This is a genomic window from Stenotrophomonas sp. Ste86, from assembly GCF_024519465.1.
Classification (GTDB): domain Bacteria; phylum Pseudomonadota; class Gammaproteobacteria; order Xanthomonadales; family Xanthomonadaceae; genus Stenotrophomonas.
Genome location: NZ_JALJRW010000003.1, coordinates 1 through 18,955, shown reverse-complemented (window position 1 = coordinate 18,955; position 18,955 = coordinate 1). Strand labels below are relative to the sequence as shown.

Sequence of the window (18,955 nt, the reverse complement as noted above, 5' to 3'; positions counted from 1 at the left end):
CAGCAGATGATGCATCGCGAGAATTCAAAGCACGACACGCGCGCCACCCTGCCGGGAGTCCCGGCATGAGCACGCTGCGCGATGCCATGAGCCACGCCGCCCTGGGCTGGGTCAAGCCGGAGCTGGATGAGACCCTGCGCCAGGTGCGCAACGAGGTCGAGTACTACGTGGAGGACCCTGCCGACGGCAGCCGCATGCGCTTCTGCGCCGGCTACCTGCACCAGGTGCAGGGCACCCTGCGCATGGTCGAGCTGTATGCCCCGGCGATGGTGGCCGAGGAGATGGAACAGCTGGCCAACGCGATCGGTGCCGGTGAGGTGCCCGACCGCGACGAAGCCTGCGCGACCCTGATGCGCGGCAGCGTACTGCTGCCTGACTATCTGGAACGCCTGCAGAACGGCCACCGCGACATTCCGATCGTGCTGCTGCCGCTGCTCAATGACATCCGTTCGGCGCGCGCTGCGCCGGGCATCAATGAAAGCGTGCTGTTCGCTTTCGCCCCGGACAGCGTCAGCGCCACCGAGGCCGAACTCGACCACGCGCGCGGCAGCCTCAGCGGCCGCAACCGCGAGCTGCTCGACACCGTCGGCAATGCGGTCAAGGAAGAACTCCTGCGGATCAAGGACGCGCTGGACCTGCACCTGCGCACCGGCGGCGAGCCGGTACAGCTGCAGACCCAGGTCAACGAACTCGGCGCGGTCGCCGATACCCTGGGCATGATGGGCCTGGGCGTGGCCCGTGGCGTGGTCGTGCAGCAGCGCGATGCGCTGCGCGGGGTGGTCGACGGCGAGCAGCAGATCGATGAGAGCCTGCTGCTGGATATCGCCGGCGCACTGCTGTACGTGGACGCGTCGCTGGATGACCAGGTCGCGCATCTGGGTGCCAACATCAGCGGTGAAGACGATCCGAGCGCGGTGGAAAACCGACGCACGGTGGAAGTGCTCGCGCATGAAGCGATCGCCAACTTCGCCGCCGCACGCGAACACTTCGTCGCCTTCATCGAAACCAACTGGAACCACCAGCAGCTGCAGGAAGTACCGCGTCTGCTTGGCGAGGTCGCCGGTGCGCTGCGCATGCTCGACCTGGCCACGCCGGCCGACTACCTGCAGGGCGTACGCCAGTACATCGCGGTGGAACTGATCGGCCGCCAGCGCGTGCCCAGTGGCCGCCAGCTGGATACGCTGGCCGATGCCATGGCCAGCCTGGAGTACTACCTGGAAGCGCTGCGCGAGCGTCGCCCGGGCCGCGACGAAATCCTGGACATCACCCGCACCAGCCTGGAAACCCTGCGTTACTGGCCGCTGCCCGATGCGCATGCCGCCGCCCCGGATGCCAGCGCCGAAGCGCTGCCGGTGGCACCGGAAGCGATCGAGCTGGCGCCCTGGGAAACGCCGGCGCCGGAACATATCGACACCGCCATGGCCGCGTCCGCACCTGCCCCGGGCAGCGTGCCGCCGTCGCTGCCGGATTTCACCTTCGACCCGCTGCCCGATGCGTCCGCCCCGGCACCCGCCGCAGACGCGGGCGATGCCGCCGGCCTGGTGTTTGCCGCCTCCACCGCCAGCGTCCCGGACGCGGTGCAGTGGACGCTGTCCGACCCGGCCACGCGCGATGACGCCGCCAGCTTCGTCCACTTCGACCCGGTGTTCGCCGAAGACACCACCGCGACCCGCTGGGACACCCAGCCGCCCATGCATGCCGCGCTCGACGCGCTGGATGCGCTGCATGCCCAGGCCGCGCCGTCCGAGGCGGTGGAGCCGGCCGACAGCCACGCGCCGCTGTCGTTCAGTGGCGGCTTCGACCCGGTCTCCGCCGAGCACGACGCGCTGGAGATCAGCGACGAGCCGATCACGTTCACCTTCGACGCGCCGCTGCACAACGCCGATGGCGTGCTGTCGCTGCAGATCGATGACGCCCCGGCCACGCCGGTGCAGGACGTCCTCGTCGACGCCGCGCCGGCCCTGGACGTTGAGCACCTGCCGCCGTTCCTGCAGGCCGAGGTCGATACCTTCGACGCAGGCACGGCAGAGCCGGCGCTGGACGTCGGAAACGCGGCAGCTGCCGCAGACCCCGCAGACGCCGCGGAAGCCGCAGACCCCGCGGAAGCCGAAGCTGCAGAAGTCACAGAAGTCGCAGAAGTCGCAGACGCCGATGAGGTCATCGAGGCCTTCGAAGCCACTGACGCCACTGACGCCACTGACGCGAGCGTGCCTGCGTTCGACGCCGATGCCGACGCCAACGCAGCTGACAGCGCCGATGCGCACGATCAGACGCCGCTCATCACCCACAGCAGCACCGGCGTGCATGCTGCGGTGATCAGCAAGATCGAACTGGACGACGAATCGGCGCGCTTCCTGGCCGAGCTCGACGCTGCTGCATCGCAGTTCAGCACCGAGCCGCAGGCCGCGCCTGCCGCCTCGCCTGCGGTCGCGGAAAGTGCGGCAGTCGACGAGGCCGACAGCATCGAGGCCGGCTTCGAGGACGACGGCGAGAACATCGACCAGGACATCCGCGAGGTCTTCATCGAAGAGTTCGACGAGGAACTGGTCAACCTCGGCAATCTGCTGCCGGTCTGGCGCGCCGCGCCGGACAACATGGACCGGCTGCGTCCGATCCGTCGCGTGTTCCATACCCTCAAGGGCAGCGGCCGCCTGGTTGGTGCACGCACCCTGGGTGAATTCAGCTGGAAGATCGAGGGCATGCTCAACCGCGTGCTCGACGGCACCCGTCCGGCGACGCCGGCCGTGGTGGCGATGGTCGGGCAGGCCTACGACGTGCTGCCGCAGCTCAACGCCGCGCTGCGTGGCGAGGGCCGGGTGACCGCCGACCTGCAGGCCATGCAGGCCATCGCCGACCGCGTTGCTGCCGGCGAAGAGACCTTCCATGTACCGCTGCAGCGTGCGTCCCCGGTCGTGGCGGCACCGGTTGAAACTGTTGAGACCATCGAGCCTGTTGTCCAGGCACCGGTGCAGGCGGTCGAGGCGACCGGCACGCCGGCCAACATCGATGAAGTCCTGCGCGAAATCCTTGAAGCCGAAGTGGACACCCACCAGGCGACCTTGCAGGCCTGGCTGCGCGAGGCCAGCGTGGCCCCGCAGCCGGTGACCGACACCCTGCTGCGCGCGGTGCACACCATGAACGGTGCGTTCGCGATGACCGACGTGCCGGAAATCACCGCGGTCACCGGCGTTGCCGAGAGCTACATCAAGCGCTCGCTGGCCGCCGATGCCACCCCGGATGCCGAAGGCGTGGACGCGCTGTCGGCCACCGCCGAGGCGATCCGCACCACCATGACCGCGCTGCAGGCCGAGGCGCCGCGCATTCCGGTGCAGACCGCGCTGGCCGCGCGCCTGCAGGCGTTGGCCGACACGCTGCCCGAGGCACGCTGGCCGGCGCTGGTCGCCGACGACGAGCTGGCGTTCGAGCAGGACGCGCTGGATGCCCTGGAACAGGAGGATGCCGCGCAGGCCTTCGCCGCAGATGACGCCGCCGTCGCCGCCCCTGGGCAGGACGCGCTGTCCACGCTGCCGCAGGCAGACGGGCAGGGCGGCTACGCCGGGCGGGATGACAGTGCCGATGCGCAACTGCAGCAGGCCGAGCTGGAGGCCGACGCGCTGTCGGTGGTCGACCTTGCGCCGACCGACGCCGAGGACGCAGGCCAGGGCGGTGGCCTGGAAGCGCACGTGCTGGAGAGCGACGCACTGGTGTTCGGCGAACTCACCGCCAGCGATGACCTGTCGGCGTACTTCGACGCCGAGCTGCCGACGACGCCCGCCGCGGTGAGCGCGGACGATGCCGCGCCGCCTGCAGATGGCCAGCAGCCGGACGAGGCGATCGCCGCGCAACGCGCGCACGACGGACTGGACGCGGTCGAACTGACCGGCGCCGAGGACCTGTCGCGCTACGTCGATCTGGATGTCACCCCGGCCGTCGACGCGCCCGTGGTGGATGCGCCGATGGCGGAAGTGGCCGTCGATGACGCGCAGACTGTCGACGCCGAACTCGGCACCGACGTCGAAGTCGACGTCGAAGCCGAAGCGGACGCCGACGCCGAAATCGCAGACGAACCACTGGTCGAGGCGGTCGAGGTCGAGGCTGTCAACGCAGACGCCGGTACCGCTGGTGTTGACGCTGTCGCGGAAGAGCAGGCGGAAACCCCCGCTTTCTCCGAGCGCGATGTCGACACTGCCACCGAAGAAGAACGCGAAGCATTGGAGGACGCGCTGCCTTCGACCCCGGCGTTCGGCGAGCTGGTCGACGAGCAGCAGGCGCTGGACGATGGCCTGACCGTCATCGACGCGCCGACGGCACGGGACGACACCGACAGCGTGCTCGGCCTGGATGCCATCCATGAGATGCAGGAGCAGCGCGACGAGGCCGATGCCTTCGCCGAAGACGCGGTGGATGCCGATGCCACCGAGACCGCCGCGCCCACGCCGTTCTTCGAACTGGAAGACGCGCCCGTGGTCGCGGCGGCCGGAACCGCTGCCCTGGCCTCGATCGCCGCCGGCACGAGCACGAGCGGCACGTCGGCTGCCAACGACGCGGTCGGCCTCGACGCTGAAGAAAGCGTCGAGGAAGACAGCACCGAGCCACTGGACTTCAGCGTTCTGGACGAGGAGCTGGTCGATATCTTCGTGGAAGAAGGCAAGGACCTGCTCGACCATTGCGATGGCCTGATCAGCGAACTGCGCTCCGCGCCGAATGACCGTGACGTCATCGCCGGCCTGCAGCGCGACCTGCACACCCTCAAGGGTGGCGCGCGCATGGCCGGGATCAACCCGATCGGCGACCTCGGCCACGGCATCGAGTCGTTGCTGGAAGCCGTTGCGTCCAACCGCACCGACATCGACCGCAGCGATGTGCACCTGCTGGAACGTGGCTTCGATCGCCTGCACCAGATGCTGACCCGCACCGGCCAGCACCGCAGCGTGGCGATGCCCGAGGACCTGATCGGCGCCTTCGAACAGCGCACGTTGGGCCGGATTGAACCGGTCGCGGCCGACAGCGCCGTCGATGCACCCGATGCCGCCCCGGTGGAGGTCGACACGGCCGTCGCCGAGGCCCCGCTGTCCGCGCCGTTGCCGCTGGAGGCCAGCAGCGAAGACGACATGCTGGCCCGTCCGCAGCAGGAGCAGGTGCGCGTGCGCGCCGACCTGCTCGACCGTCTGGTCAACCACGCCGGTGAAGTGGCGATCTACCGCTCACGACTGGAACAGCAGCTCGGTGCCTTCCGCGGTGCCATGGGCGAACTGGACCGCACCAATGCGCGTCTGCGCGACCAGCTGCGTCGCCTGGACCTGGAAACCGAGGCGCAGATCGTCGCCCGCTACCAGCGCGAGCAGGACCAGGCCGACCACAAGTTCGATCCGCTCGAACTGGACCGTTTCTCCACGCTGCAGCAGCTCAGCCGCGCGCTGAACGAGTCGGCGGCCGATCTGGGCGGCCTGCAGGGCGTGCTGGACGACCTGTCGCGCCAGTACGACGTGCTGCTGCAACAGCAGTCGCGGGTCAGCTCGGAACTGCAGGATGGCCTGATGCGGGCGCGCATGGTGCCGTTCGACGGGCTGGTGCCGCGCCTGCGTCGGGTGGTCCGCCAGGCCGGCCAGGACACCGGCAAGCAGGTCCACGTCACCCTGGATGGAACGCACGGCGAACTGGACCGCAACGTGCTCGACCGCATGGTCGCGCCGCTGGAGCACATGCTGCGCAACTCGGTCGCCCATGGTCTGGAAACCCCGGACCAGCGTCGCGCCGCCGGCAAGCCGGAGGAAGGCGAGATCGCCATCCGCCTGCGCCGCGAAGGCTCGGAAATCGTGCTGGAAGTGGCCGATGACGGCGCCGGGCTGGACCGCGAGGCGATCCGTCGCCGCGCCGAACAGCGTGGCCTGATCGAGGCCGACGCCGTGCTCGGCGATGCCGAACTGGACGCGATGATCTTCTCGCCCGGTTTCAGCACCGCCGAGCAGGTCAGCCAGCTGGCGGGCCGTGGCGTGGGCATGGACGTGGTGCACAACGAAGTGCGCCAGCTTGGCGGCTCGGTGGACATCCACTCGGTGCGCGGCCAGGGCGTCACCTTCACCCTGCGCCTGCCGCAGACGCTGGCGGTCACCCAGGCGGTGTTCGTGCAGATCGGCGAGACCACCTTCGCCGTGCCGGTGGCCTCGGTCAGCGGCATCGGCCGGATCTCGCGCGAGCGCTTCGAGACCATCGACGGCAGCTACCACTACGGTGGCGAAGCCTTCGCCCTGCACGATCTGGGCACGCTGATCGGCCAGGGCCAGGCCCGCGCCGAAGGCCAGGCCCAGGTGCCGCTGCTGCTGGTCCGCGCCGGTGAACTGCGCGCGGCCGTGGCCATCGACCAGGTGCTGGGCAACCGCGAAATCGTGGTCAAGCCGGTCGGCCTGCAGATCGCCTCGGTGCCGGGTATCTACGGGGCGACCATCACCGGCGATGGCCGGGTCGTGGTCATCCTGGACGTTGCCCCGCTGGTGCGCCGCTTCCAGGCCAATCCGCACAAGCCGATCGCCCCGACCACCCAGGTCAGCGACCGCGACGTGCCGCTGGTGATGGTGGTCGACGATTCGCTGACCATGCGCAAGGTCACCGGGCGCATCCTGGAACGCCACAACTTCGAAGTGGCCGTCGCCCGCGATGGCGTGGAAGCGCTGGAGCGGCTGGAAGAACGTGTGCCCGACCTGATGCTGCTGGATATCGAAATGCCGCGCATGGATGGCTATGAACTGGCCACCGCGATGCGTGCCGATCCTCGCTACAAGGACGTGCCGATCGTGATGATCACCTCGCGCAGCGGCGACAAGCACCGTCAGCGCGCCTTCGAAATCGGTGTCCAGCGTTACCTGGGCAAGCCTTACCAGGAATTGGACCTGATGCGAAACGTGTACGACCTGCTGGGGATCGCCCGTGTCCGCGAATGACCTGCCTTCGCTGTTGTCGGTAGCGCTGCTGGCGCGGGTCGGTCCTGCCCGTGAGCGCCTGCGTGAGGCGCTGGCTCAGGCCGGCGCCACCCTGGTGCTGGAGGAAGATCCCAACACGCTGGAGCTGCAGGCGCTGCGTGACGCCGCGCCGGGTGCGGTGCTGATCGCGCTGGAGCCGGCGATCGAAGACGCGCTCGAACGGCTGGACCCGGTACTGGGCTCGCCGTCGCTGACGCTGATTTTCGACGAAGCCGAACTGGCCGCACGCCGCGATGGCTGGGAAGCCCAGCGTTGGGCGCGGCACCTGGTGGCCAAGCTGCATGGCCACCACGACGTATTGCCGCCGGGTTCGGAACAGGACGGCCTGCTGCAGCCCGAGCCGGGCCTGCCGACCACGCCGGCACAGCTGCATGCCGATGCCCCGCTGGACTTCCATGTGCGCGAGGCCTTCGACGCCGCCGGCGACGTGCCGGCCGATGGCCTGTACCAGGCGCCGGATACGATGAGCGAGCCGATGTCGCTGGAAGAGGCGCTGGCCGCGCTGCAGCCGGCGCCGTCCGCGCCGCCGCCGGTTCCCGTGTCCGCCCCGCCGGCTGCGCCGCCGCGCGTACCGCTGGGCGATCACAGCAGCTGGTCGCTGGTGGATGACGATGCGGTCGAGGCGATCGCACCGCCGCCGTCGGCACCCGCCAGCGCCGCAGCGCCGCCGACCGATTTCGACATCGCGCGGCTGTCGCTGGTGGAACTGGAGGCCGAGCGCCCCGCCGACGGCGCCGCCGCCGGTGCCGTGCTGGTGCTGGCCGGCATCGGCGGGCCGGACGCGCTGCGTCGCCTGCTGGCCACGCTGCCGGCCGGGTTGGCCACGCCGGTGCTGGTGCATATGCGCCTGGACGGGGGCCGTTACGGCAACCTGGTCAAGCAGATGGCGCGCGTCTCGGCGTTGCCGGTGGTGTTGGCCGAAGCGGAACAGCCGGTGCAGGCCGGCAACGCCTACATCCTGCCCGATGACGTGGGCCTGGCCGTTCGCGATCGCGGGCTGTATTTCAGCGCCGATGCGCAGGGTGTCCAGGTCGGCACGCTGCCGCCGGCCGACAGCGCCGTGGTGCTGCTCAGCGGCGCCGATGCCAGCCACGTGGATGCGGTGCTGGCGCTGGCCGGAGAAGGCGCCTGGGTGGCCGGGCAGGTCGGTGAAGGCTGCTACGACCCCACCGCCGCCAACGCCGTGGTCGCCGCCGGCATGCAGGCCGGTGAGCCGCCGCAGCTGGCCCATAGCATCGTCGAACGTTGGGGCGTACGCGAGTAATCGCCGCGCCCCCTTCCAGGAATCACGCCATGAGTTACGCCAGCAACGACGAAATCCGCGGGGTATTGATCCAGGCCGGGCACGAACGCGTGCTGCTGCCCAATGCCACCGTGGCCGAAATGATGTCCAAGGTCGCCGTGCAGACCGTGCCCGACGCGCCGGCCTGGCTGGTCGGGCAGATCGCCTGGCATGGCTGGGACGTGCCCCTGCTGTCGTTCGCCCGGCTGTCCGGGCTGGGCGATGAGCTGGTGACCAGCAACAACAAGGTGGTGGTGCTCAAGGCACTGGGTGGCAACGCCAAGCGCCCGTACTTCGCCCTGCTGACCCAGACCTTCCCGCAGTTGATCGCGGTCCCGCGCGACGGCCTGCTGGCCGACGCTTCCGAGGAAACCCTGCCGCAGGGCGTGCACATGCGCGTGCTGCTCGGCGAGCAGAGCGCGCTGCTGCCGGACCTGGATGCGCTGGAAGCAGCGCTGGACGAGGCCTACCCCGTCGCGGGGTGAGTCTTCGCGTTACTTGCCTCCAGATCCCCGCGCCTGGCGGCGCGCCCCCTTGACTCAAGGGGGCTGTTCCACCCGATGCGTGCCGGATTGCCGGAGTGCCGGCGTGCTTCGGCGCCCGTGCCTTCCGCTGTATGTTGGCACCGCGTTTGGCACGGCGTTCGTATCGATCAACGACCCATACCTGCCGAACGCGCACGATTCGGCCCTCCGGTAGAGCCACGCCATGCGTGGCTGCTGTTGCCGTTGCCACTTACCCCAGGTCGCCCAACCGCGCCTGCACGGCGGCGATCGCGGCCAATCCGGCGGTTTCGGTGCGCAGGATGCGCGGCCCCAGTTGCAGGCCCTGGAAGCCGGCCTCGGCCAATGCCTGGCGGTCGCGTGGCGACCAGCCACCCTCCGGGCCGATCGCGATCACCACTCCGCCCGGTGTCGGCTGCAGGGTGGACAGGCGATGCTCGCCGAGCGGGTCCAGGGTCAGTTTGAGCGCCTGCGCCGGCATCTGCCGTGCGGCGTCCAGCAGCGATTGCGGTGCCGCCACGTTGGGAACCCGCGCGCGCCCGGATTGACCACACGCCGACACCACCACGCTGGTCCAGTGCGCCAGCCGCTTCTCGGCGCGCGCCGCATCCAGTTTCACCTCGGTGCGCTCGGCGTTGACCGGCACGATCGCCGCCACGCCCAGTTCAGTGGCCTTCTGCAGGATCAGGTCCATCTTCTCGCCACGCGCGATGCCCTGCAGCAGGGTGATGTGCAGCGGCGACTCGTTGTCCAGCGCGGTGGCCGCGTCGATCCGGACCTGCGCATCGCGCTTGCCCACCACCACCAGCGTGGCCGGGTAATCGTGCCCATCGCCGTTGAACAGCACGCAGCCGTCGCCCTCGCGCAGGCGCATCACCCGCACCAGGTGGTTGGCCGCCTCTTCGGGCAGCGACAGGGTCTGGCCCACCGCCAGCGGGATGTCGATATGGCACCGGGTCACGCGCATGCAACGGCCTCCTCGATTGCGGCCAGGGTGGTCTGGGCCAGCAGGTCCAGGTGTTCGTCTTCCACGCAGTACGGCGGCATCCAGTACAGCACGTTGCCCAGCGGCCGCAGCACCACCCCACGCTTGAGCGCGGCGGTATAGGCATGCAGCCCCACCCGCGCCTCGGCGGGGAAGGGCGTGCGTTTGTCGCCATTGCGGGTCAGTTCGAAGGCCACCACCATCCCGGCCTGGCGCACATCGGCCACGTGCGGGTGGTCGTTGAACGGAGCGGCCAGCGTGCGCATCACCTCGGCGGTGCTGCGGTTGCGCGCGATCACGTCTTCGCCGGCGAAGATGTCCAGCGTCGCCAGTGCGGCGGCGCAGGCCAGCGGATTGCCGGTGTAGCTGTGCGAGTGCAGGAACGCGCGCTCGCGCGAATCGTCCAGGAACGCGTCGTACAGCGCCTGGGTGGCCAGCACCGCCGACAGCGGCAGGAACCCGCCGGTCAGGCCTTTGGACAGGCACAGCAGGTCGGGCATCACCCCGGCCTGCTCGCAGGCGAACATCGTGCCGGTGCGGCCGAAGCCGGTGGCGATCTCGTCGGCGATCAGGAACGCGCCGTTGGCATCGCACAGTGCGCGGGCGCGCTGCAGGTAGACCGGGTCGTGCATGCGCATGCCGCCGGCACATTGCAGGCGCGGTTCCAGGATGACCGCGCAGATCTCACCGGGGTGCTGGTCGAACAGCGTGGCCAGCGCGTCGGCGGCCTGGTGGGCGCGCTGCGCGGCGCTCTGGCCGGGCTCGGCCAGGTAGGCGTCCGGCGAGGGGGCGAAGAGCGCCTCGGTCAGCAGCGGGGCATACACGCGGCGGTACAGCGGGATATCGCCCACCGACAGCGCGCCGAGCGTTTCGCCGTGGTAGCCGTTCTCCAGCGCCACGAAGCGGGTACGGTGGTGCTCGCCACGGTTGCGGAAGTAGTGGAAGGCCATCTTCAGCGCCACCTCGACCCCGGCCGAGCCGTTGTCGGCATAGAACACCTTGGCCAGCGGGTCGCGTCCGGCCTGGCGCGGGGCGATCGCCAGCAGGCGCTCGGCCAGACGCACCGCCGGTTCATGGCTGAAGCCGGCCAGCATCACCTGCTCCAGCTGGGTCGCCTGGTGGGCGATGGCGGCGCCGATCCGCGGCTCGGCGTGGCCGAACAGGTTGGTCCACCAACTGCTGACCCCGTCCAGGTAGCGTTTGCCGTCATGGTCGATCAGCCACGGGCCTTCCCCCCGGGCGATCGGCACCAGTGGCAGGGTGTCGGGGTGTTCGCGCATCTGCGTGCACGGGTGCCAGAGCACGGCCAGGTCGCGACGGCGCCACTGGTCGGCCAGCGATAGGGGGGCTGGGTCTGCTAGCATTTCGGGCTCATGAAGACGTTTTCACCAGCACCCATTCTAGAGAGGCTCGCATGAGTCGTCGCCTGCCCATCATCCACCGCATCACGGACGAGCAGAGCGGGCCGTTCCAGCGCCAGCACCTTGATCTGGAATTCTCCAACGGCGAACGCCGCTGCTTCGAGCGCCTGATCAGCCATGGGCATGGCGCGGTGGTGGTGGTGCCGATGCTGGACGATGAAACCGTTCTGCTGGTGCGCGAGTACGCCGCCGGCGTCCACCGCTACGAACTGGGCCTGGTCAAGGGCCGGATCGATGCCGGCGAAACGCCGGTGCAGGCCGCCAACCGCGAGCTCAAGGAAGAAGCCGGTTACGGCGCGCGGCGGCTGGACGTGCTGCGCGCGATGACCCTGGCGCCCACCTACATGAGCCACCAATCGTGGCTGGTCGTGGCGCGCGACCTGTACCCGGAGCGGCTGGTTGGCGATGAGCCCGAGGAACTGGACGTGGTGCCCTGGAAACTGGCCGACCTGGACCAGCTGATGCTGCGCGAGGACTTCTCCGAAGGGCGTTCACTGGCGGCGCTGTTCATCGCCCGCCAGTGGCTGGGCGGCCAGGAATGATCAAGCTCACCACCGATCTGCGCGAAACCGTCATCGCCATCGCCCAGGACGCGGCCGCCGCCATCATGGCCGTGTATGCGACCCCGTTCGATGTGGAAATCAAATCCGATCGCAGTCCGGTGACGGCCGCCGACCTGGCCGCCAACCACGTGATCGAGCGCGGCCTGCAGCAGCTCACCCCGGACCTGCCGATCCTGTCCGAGGAATCGGCGCAGGTGCCGTGGGAGGTGCGCCAGCACTGGGGCGCCTACTGGCTGGTCGACCCGCTCGACGGCACCCGCGAGTTCGTCAAGCGCAACGACGAGTTCAGCGTGAACATCGCGCTGATCTACCAGGGCGCGCCGGCATTCGGCGTGGTCCTGGCCCCGGTGACCGGTACGGTCTGGCACGCCATGCGCGGCGAACTGGCCTACCGCCGGCTGGGCATGCACGATTCGGTCCTGCGCGCCCGAACCCCGGCCACCGCGCCGCTCAAGGTCGCCGCCAGCCGCTCGCATCGCAGCGAACAGACCCAGGCGCTGCTGGACCGGATGGGCGACATCGAGGTGATCGCGCAGGGCTCGTCGCTGAAGTTCTGCCGGCTCGCCGAAGGCACGCTGGACGTGTATCCGCGGCTGGGCCCGACCTCCGAATGGGACACCGCCGCCGGCCAGTGCGTGCTGCACGCCGCCGGTGGCGCGGTGCTGTCGGCGGCCACCGGCAAGCCGTTCCGCTACAACCGCCGCGAGAGCCTGTTGAACGGCGATTTCATCGCCCTGGGCGACACCCGCCTGCCATGGCGGCAGTGGCTGCCGGCCTGATCGCTGCAAAGGAGCATGGGATGACCGCGACTGCTGAACTGGACCGCCTGCTGGGCATCATGGCGCGGCTGCGCGACCCACAGGGCGGCTGTCCGTGGGACCTGCAGCAGGATTTTGCCAGCATCGCCCCGTACACCATCGAGGAGGCCTACGAGGTCGCCGATGCGATCGACCGCGGCGACCTGGACGACCTTCAGGACGAATTGGGCGACCTGCTGCTGCAGGTGGTGTTCCATGCGCAGATGGCCAGCGAGCAGGGCGCCTTCGCGTTCGCCGACGTGGCCCGTTCGATCAGCGACAAGCTGCAGCGCCGCCACCCGCACGTGTTCGCCCAGGTGCAGGTGGATGGCGCCGAGGGCGTCAACGCCAACTGGGAAGCGATCAAGCGCGCCGAGCGTGCCGCCAAGGGCGACACCGACACCTCCGCACTCGCCGGCATTTCACGCGGACTGCCCGAATGGCAGCGGGCGATGAAGCTGCAGGCGCGCGCGGCGCGGGTTGGTTTCGACTGGCCCGGTCCTGCGCCGGTGATCGACAAGGTGCGCGAAGAACTGGATGAAGTCGCCGCCGAGTTCGCACAGGGCCCGGTCGAGCACAACCAGGCGCGCCTGCAGGAAGAACTGGGCGACCTGTTGTTCGTCTGCGCCAACCTGGCCCGCCACGCCAAGGTGGACGTCGGCGCCGCGCTGCGCCAGGCCAACCACAAGTTCGAGCGCCGCTTCCGCGCGATGGAAGCCAAGGCCGACGCGGCCGGGCAGGCGCTGGCCGCGCTGGACCTGGACGCGCAGGAAGCGCTCTGGCAGCAGGCCAAGGCCGACGAAGCCAAGCCGTGAAGACGCTGCTGCTGTTCGTGCTCACCGCCGTGGCGGAAATCGTCGGCTGTTACCTGCCGTGGTTGTGGCTGCGCAAGGACGGCAGCGCGTGGCTGCTGCTGCCGGCGGCGGCCAGCCTGGCGCTGTTCGCCTGGCTGCTGACCCTGCATCCGGCTGCCAGCGGCCGTGTGTATGCGGCCTACGGTGGGGTCTACATCGGCACCGCGTTGATGTGGTTGTGGCTGGTGGACGGCATCCGCCCCAGCCGCTGGGACCTGCTCGGCGTCGCCCTCTGCCTGGCCGGCATGATGGTGATCATGTTCGCCCCGCGCACCACCTGACAGGTGAGGTAGTGCCGGCCGCTGGCCGGCTCCTCGGAAAGCGTCCCCGAACGTGCATTGCCGGCCGCTGGCCGGCTCCTCGGAAAGTGTCCCCGAACGCGCACTGCCGGCCGCTGGCCGGCTCCCCGGCCGCCTTTTGCAGAGCCGGCCAGCGGCCGGCACTACCGGGACGCACGCGCTATGCTGGGTGCGTCCGGTTTCGCAAGGCGCGCCATGTCCCGCTTCGCCAATTTCCGCGAGTTCTATCCGTTCTATCTGGACGAGCACCGCAATGCGGTCTCGCGCCGGCTGCACGTTGTCGGCAGCTGCACGGTGTTGTTGCTGGTCGCCTTCGCGATCGTGCGCGGCCAGCCCGTCTGGCTGCTGGCAGCGCTGGCCTGCGGGTACGGGTTTGCCTGGGTGGGGCACTTTTTCTTCGAGAAAAACCGGCCAGCCACCTTCAAGCATCCCTTCTATTCTTTCGCCGGCGACTGGGTGATGTTCCGGGACATCCTCTGTGGCCGGATCCGGTTGTAATGGCAGCGTAGCCATGCCCGGGCCCGGCCCGGCATCAAAGGAGTGACGCGATGTTTCCGACCGTGCTGTTTTCGCTGGTGCTGGCCTTCGTGGCCGTGGTCATCCTGTTCAAGGCAGTGCGGATGGTGCCGCAGGGGTATGAATGGACGGTGGAGCGCTTCGGGCGTTACACCCACACGATGTCGCCCGGCCTGCATTTCCTGATCCCCATCGTGTACGGGGTGGGGCGCAAGGTGAACATGATGGAGCAGGTGCTGGACGTGCCGGGCCAGGAGGTGATCACCAAAGACAACGCGGCGGTACGCGTGGATGGGGTGGTGTTCTTCCAGGTGCTGGATGCATCCAAGGCCGCCTACGAGGTGTCCGTGCTGGAGGTGGCGATGATCGCGCTGGTGCAGACCAACATCCGCACCGTGATCGGCTCGATGGACCTGGATGAATCGCTCAGCCAGCGTGAGGTGATCAACGCCAAGCTGCTGAACGTGGTCGACCATGCGACCAATCCGTGGGGCGTGAAGGTCAACCGGATCGAGATCCGCGACATCCAGCCGCCGCGCGACCTGCTCGATGCGATGGCGCGGCAGATGAAGGCCGAGCGCGAGAAGCGTGCGCAGATCCTGGAGGCGGAGGGCTCGCGGCAGTCGGAGATCCTGCGTGCCGAAGGCGAGAAGCAGGCCGCCGTGCTCGAGGCCGAGGGGCGCAAGGAGGCCGCCTTCCGCGACGCCGAGGCGCGTGAACGCTCGGCCGAAGCCGAGGCCAATGCGACCCGCATGGTGTCCGAAGCCATCGCCCAGGGCGACGTGCAGGCGATCAACTACTTCATCGCGCAGAAGTACGTGGAGGCGTTCAAGGAACTGGCGACCTCCCCGAACCAGAAGCTGGTGCTGATGCCGATGGAGGCCAGCGGGGTGATCGGCTCGATCGCCGGCGTCGCCGAGCTGGCGCGCGAGGCCTTCGCCAAGCAGGAAGACAAGCGCGCCACGCGCGGCGTGCCGCCGCGGGTCGGAGGCTGAGATGCGCTGGGAAGTCGTCGGCTGGGGCGCGCTGGCGCTGGTCCTGTTCGCGGCCGAGGCGCTGGCGCCGGGCGCCTTCATGTTGTGGATCGGGATCGGTGCCGCGGCGGTGTTCGTGCTGGTGGCGGTGTTTGCCGACATCCCGTTGCTGTGGCAGGTGGTGGCCTTCGTGCTGCTGTCGGTGGTGTCCATCCAGTGCTATCGGCGTTGGGGACGTTCGCATGGGCGGCAGAGCGATGCGCCGCTGTTGAACCGGCGCGCCGAGCAGTTGATCGGCCGGGTGGTGGTGATCGACCAGGACATCGTGGCGGGCAAGGGCCGGGCCAAGATCGACGACGCGTTCTGGGTGGTGGCCGGCCCGGATCTGCCTGCCGGCAGCCGGGTGCGGGTAGTGGCGGTGGAGGGGATGACGCTGAAGGTGCAGCAGGTCTGACGCAACGCCGCAGGCGTTGTGAAGTCGGTTCTGGGATAATCGAGGTCTTGCCTTCATTCCCCCGGAAAAACGGTCATGACCCAGAAGACGCTTCTCAACGAGACCCACCGCGCACTCGGCGCCAAGATGGTCGATTTCGGTGGCTGGGACATGCCCATCCATTACGGTTCGCAGCTGGACGAGCACCACCTGGTGCGCAGCGACGCCGGCATGTTCGACGTCAGCCACATGACCGTGGTGGATCTGCGCGGTGCGCAGGTCAAGCCGTTCCTGCGCAAGCTGCTGGCCAACTCGGTGGACAAGCTCAAGGCGACCGGCAAGGCGCTGTACTCGTGCATGCTCAATCCGCGCGGCGGGGTCATCGATGACCTGATCGTGTACTACCTGGCCGACGATTTCTTCCGCATGGTGGTCAATGCCTCCACCCGCGAGAAGGACCTGGCCTGGATCCGCGAGCAGGCTGCCGCGTTCGACGTGGCCGTCACCGAGCGCGAGGACCTGGCGATCATAGCCGTGCAGGGGCCGACCGCGCGCGAGCGGGTGATCGGGCTGGTGGGCGAGGGCGACCGCGCGGCACTGGAGAAGCTGGGCCGTTTCGCCGCGCTCGAGGCGACCGCCAGCAGCGGCGCGCCGTTGTTCGTGGCGCGCACCGGCTACACCGGTGAAGACGGTTTCGAGATCCTGCTGCCGCAGACCGAGGTGGTCGCATTCTGGAACGCGCTGGCCGCTGCCGGCGTGCGTCCGGCCGGGCTGGGCGCACGCGATACGCTGCGCCTGGAAGCCGGCATGAACCTGTATGGCCAGGACATGGACGAAGACATCACCCCGTACGAGGCCGCGCTGGCCTGGACGGTGGCGCTTGATGAGGGCCGTGATTTCATCGGCCGCGACGTGCTGGAAGCGCAGAAGGCGGCCGGCGATGCGCGTCAGCTGATCGGCCTGGTGATGGACGAGAAGGGCGTGCTGCGCCACGGCCAGGCGGTACTGACTGCCAGCGGACAGGGCGAGATCCTGTCCGGCACGTTCTCTCCGACGCTGGGCAAGGGCATCGCGTTCGCGCGGGTGCCGGCCGGTGAACTGGGCCTGGTGCACGTGGACATCCGCGGCAAGCAGGTGCCGGTGCGCGTGGTGAAGTTCCCGTTCGTGCGCGAGGGCCAGGCCCAGCCGGGCGTGCTGGCCGACGCCTGATGTTTTTGACGGCGCCGACCTGTCAGCGGTCGGCGCCGATGGTTACACTACCCCCGTTTCTTGACCCCTGAAATTCCTCGGAGCAGTCCCATGAGCGAGATCCCCGGCGACCTCAAATTCCTCAAGTCCCATGAGTGGGCACGTGTCGAAGGCAACGGCCGCGTCACCATCGGTATTTCCGACCACGCCCAGGGCCTGCTCGGTGACCTGGTCTACGTCGAACTGCCGGCGGTGGGCGACGAAGTGAAGGCTGGCCAGCAGGCGGCCGTGGTCGAGTCGGTCAAGGCCGCCTCGGACGTCTACAGCCCGGTCACCGGCACCGTGGTCGAAGTGAACGAAGCGCTGTCGGACAAGCCGGAAACCATCAACGAAGATGCCTACGGCGAAGGCTGGATCTACGTGGTGGAGTTCTCGGCCAACGACGAGTTGAACGATCTGCTCGGCCCGGACGAGTACGCCGAGCTGCTGGAAAACGACGAACATTGATCGTCGCCTGATCGAAGGAACGGCCGCCTGGTGCGGCCGTTTTTTTTTGCCCGCGCGGTGGCGCACGGCGGGCGAGGTTGGTCGCCACGCCAGGTTTGGATCAACGTCGATGGCGCTGCCGTTATGTGTACGTGATGAAAAACCGGTGCGGCGCGCGCAAAGGATGATCCGGCAGGTACTCATGCGGAACGGTTGGGTCGACGTCGGCGTGGGTCATGAGGGTGCCTTTCGGTGTCCGCGCGCGCGCGTCGGGAACCGGCGCGGTGGTCGTACCCGGTGCGCGCGGCGCATCGGATCGGTACGAACCGAACGGTCGCGACGGTCTGAAAGTTTGCGCATTTGTGCAAATCCGATGGCAAAAAGCGATCGAGCATGTGAAAAGTTTTCGCGTCCGTTTGGGTGCCGTGTGGGTAGGCGTTCGGCCGTAAGCGCACGCACGCGCGGGTCAGGTGGTGCACATGCGCCGGGCGCGCGCTGAAAATACGAAAGTGCTTCTTTTAAGTGGTTTTCTTTTCGCATGTGCTGCGCGATGCACGTCGATGCGGTGCGTGCGGCGTGTCATGGCATGCCGCTGGCGGTGTTTGCAGCGGGGGTGGCGACGCCGTCGCGGGGACGCTCCATGTGAAATTTTTTCGCCCGGGTTGTTGACAGTGAAAAAAACCGTGATTAGGTTTCGCCACAGCAGACCTTGCTGCGAACAGAGTGAGCAGAATCGACATCCAGTCGCGAAGCACAACCTGGACATCCACCTCGCGTCCGAAGACGGTGGAGATGGCGTCGCTTCCCCCGGCGAACTCCAAGGCCCCTTCCCATTCGATACCTGCCCGGCCACCTGCGGTGGGTATCCCCGTATCCGTCACGACGCGCTTGACGCGACGGCGGTCCCCGCGATGTCGCACTGCGGGTTTGCTTTACCTGGGCGTTTCCACTCCATAGATCACTGACGAGGAGCCATCCCATGGCAACCAAGAAAGCTGCGAAGAAAAAGCCGGCCGCCAAAAAGGCCGTCAAGAAGGTAGCCAAGAAAGCCGCTGCCAAGAAGGCCGTCAAGAAGGTAGCCAAGAAGGCCGCTGCCAAGAAGACGGTGAAGAAGGCAGCCAAGAAGGCAACCGCCCGCAAGGCAGTGAAGAAGACGGCGAAGAAGGCAGTCCGCAAGGTCGCCAAGAAGGCCGCCGCCAAGAAGACCGCAAAGAAGGCAGTGAAGAAGACGGCGAAGAAGGCAACCCGCAAGGTAGCCAAGAAGTCCGCTGCCAAGAAGACCGCCAAGAAAGCCGTCCGCAAGGTAGCCAAGAAGGCCACGGCCAAGAAGGCGACCAAGAAGACGGCCAAGAAAGCGGCCAAGAAGACCGCCAAAAAGGCCGTCCGCAAGGTAGCCAAGAAGGCTACCGCGAAGAAGGCCACCGCACGCAAGGCGCCGGCCAAGAAGGCGTCCGCCAAGAAAGCGGTGAAGAAGGTTGCAAAGCGCAAGCCGGCCGTTCGCAAGAAGAAGGCCGCTCCGGTCGCCCTGCCGGCAACTCCGGCACCGCTGATCTAAGTCGTTCCCGATAGCCGTACCTGAAACCCCCTTCCCTGGCAGCCCAGCGGGGAGGGGGTTTTTTTATGGTTCTTCTCCCATCTGAGGGGAGAAGGCGCACGGCCGGCCAGCTAGATTGTGGT

Annotated in this window: 14 protein-coding genes and 1 pseudogene; 12 read left to right on the top strand and 3 right to left on the bottom strand. The window is 68.3% G+C overall.

The genetic code is table 11. The annotated features are described in order from the left end of the window. The first annotated feature begins 65 nt into the window (after positions 1-65). From NR101_RS03895 to NR101_RS03885, 3 genes are read left to right on the top strand one after another with little or no spacing between them, the layout of a single operon-like run. Positions 66-6,938, top strand: coding sequence for an Hpt domain-containing protein (locus NR101_RS03895; RefSeq protein ID WP_256776864.1), 6,873 nt, complete (start codon positions 66-68; stop codon positions 6,936-6,938). Next, positions 6,925-8,241 carry a chemotaxis protein CheB gene (locus NR101_RS03890; RefSeq protein ID WP_256776863.1) on the top strand — a complete coding sequence of 439 codons (1,317 nt, stop codon included), beginning with the start codon at positions 6,925-6,927 and terminating at the stop codon, positions 8,239-8,241. The genes NR101_RS03895 and NR101_RS03890 overlap by 14 nt, the downstream gene beginning before the upstream one ends. Before the next feature lie 29 nt (positions 8,242-8,270). Beyond that, complete coding sequence (locus NR101_RS03885) at positions 8,271-8,744, top strand: chemotaxis protein CheW (protein WP_256776862.1); 474 nt, start codon at positions 8,271-8,273, stop codon at positions 8,742-8,744. Between the two features lie 250 nt (positions 8,745-8,994). Here NR101_RS03885 and NR101_RS03880 read toward each other — a convergent pair whose 3' ends face one another. Together NR101_RS03880 and bioA are read right to left on the bottom strand one after the other, a co-directional pair. Continuing rightward, on the bottom strand, positions 8,995-9,729 hold the full coding sequence (locus tag NR101_RS03880; protein WP_256776861.1) for a 16S rRNA (uracil(1498)-N(3))-methyltransferase: 735 nt from the start codon (positions 9,727-9,729) through the stop codon (positions 8,995-8,997). Further along, positions 9,720-11,111, bottom strand: a complete 1,392-nt coding sequence (bioA, locus tag NR101_RS03875) for an adenosylmethionine--8-amino-7-oxononanoate transaminase (RefSeq protein ID WP_256776860.1) — start codon at positions 11,109-11,111, stop codon at positions 9,720-9,722. Before bioA ends, NR101_RS03880 begins: the two co-directional genes overlap by 10 nt. Before the next feature lie 50 nt (positions 11,112-11,161). On the opposite strand from bioA, the gene nudE reads away from it, so the two are divergent. The 9 genes from nudE to gcvH all read left to right on the top strand — a co-directional run bounded on the left by nudE (position 11,162) and on the right by gcvH (position 17,299). Further along, entirely contained in the window at positions 11,162-11,710 is a 549-nt protein-coding gene (nudE, locus tag NR101_RS03870; RefSeq protein ID WP_256776859.1) for an ADP compounds hydrolase NudE, read from the top strand. Further along, positions 11,707-12,510 carry a 3'(2'),5'-bisphosphate nucleotidase CysQ gene (gene cysQ / locus NR101_RS03865; RefSeq protein ID WP_256776858.1) on the top strand — a complete coding sequence of 268 codons (804 nt, stop codon included), beginning with the start codon at positions 11,707-11,709 and terminating at the stop codon, positions 12,508-12,510. Before nudE ends, cysQ begins: the two co-directional genes overlap by 4 nt. A gap of 20 nt (positions 12,511-12,530) precedes the next feature. After that, positions 12,531-13,343 (top strand): nucleoside triphosphate pyrophosphohydrolase, encoded by an 813-nt coding sequence (gene mazG / locus NR101_RS03860; RefSeq protein WP_256776857.1) that lies wholly within the window; start codon positions 12,531-12,533, stop codon positions 13,341-13,343. Further along, the gene (locus NR101_RS03855; RefSeq protein ID WP_256776856.1) at positions 13,340-13,663 is read left to right on the top strand and encodes a YnfA family protein; all 324 of its coding nucleotides are present in this window, start codon (positions 13,340-13,342) and stop codon (positions 13,661-13,663) included. The genes mazG and NR101_RS03855 overlap by 4 nt, the downstream gene beginning before the upstream one ends. 213 nt (positions 13,664-13,876) lie before the next feature. Next, positions 13,877-14,179: a DUF962 domain-containing protein gene (locus NR101_RS03850; protein WP_256776855.1), complete on the top strand. Its 303-nt coding sequence runs from the start codon at positions 13,877-13,879 to the stop codon at positions 14,177-14,179. Between the two features lie 50 nt (positions 14,180-14,229). Continuing rightward, on the top strand, positions 14,230-15,192 hold the full coding sequence (locus NR101_RS03845; protein WP_256776854.1) for an SPFH domain-containing protein: 963 nt from the start codon (positions 14,230-14,232) through the stop codon (positions 15,190-15,192). A gap of 1 nt (position 15,193) precedes the next feature. After that, positions 15,194-15,625 (top strand): NfeD family protein, encoded by a 432-nt coding sequence (locus NR101_RS03840; RefSeq protein ID WP_256776853.1) that lies wholly within the window; start codon positions 15,194-15,196, stop codon positions 15,623-15,625. Positions 15,626-15,700: 75 nt separating this feature from the next. After that, positions 15,701-16,813 (top strand): glycine cleavage system aminomethyltransferase GcvT, encoded by a 1,113-nt coding sequence (gcvT, locus tag NR101_RS03835; protein WP_256776852.1) that lies wholly within the window; start codon positions 15,701-15,703, stop codon positions 16,811-16,813. 90 nt (positions 16,814-16,903) lie between these two features. After that, positions 16,904-17,299, top strand: coding sequence for a glycine cleavage system protein GcvH (gcvH, locus tag NR101_RS03830; protein ID WP_256776851.1), 396 nt, complete (start codon positions 16,904-16,906; stop codon positions 17,297-17,299). Positions 17,300-18,256: 957 nt separating this feature from the next. Here the strand turns inward: gcvH and NR101_RS03825 are convergent. Then, positions 18,257-18,781, bottom strand: a pseudogene (locus tag NR101_RS03825) (hypothetical protein); the annotation flags it as partial. Positions 18,782-18,955: the final 174 nt, after the last annotated feature.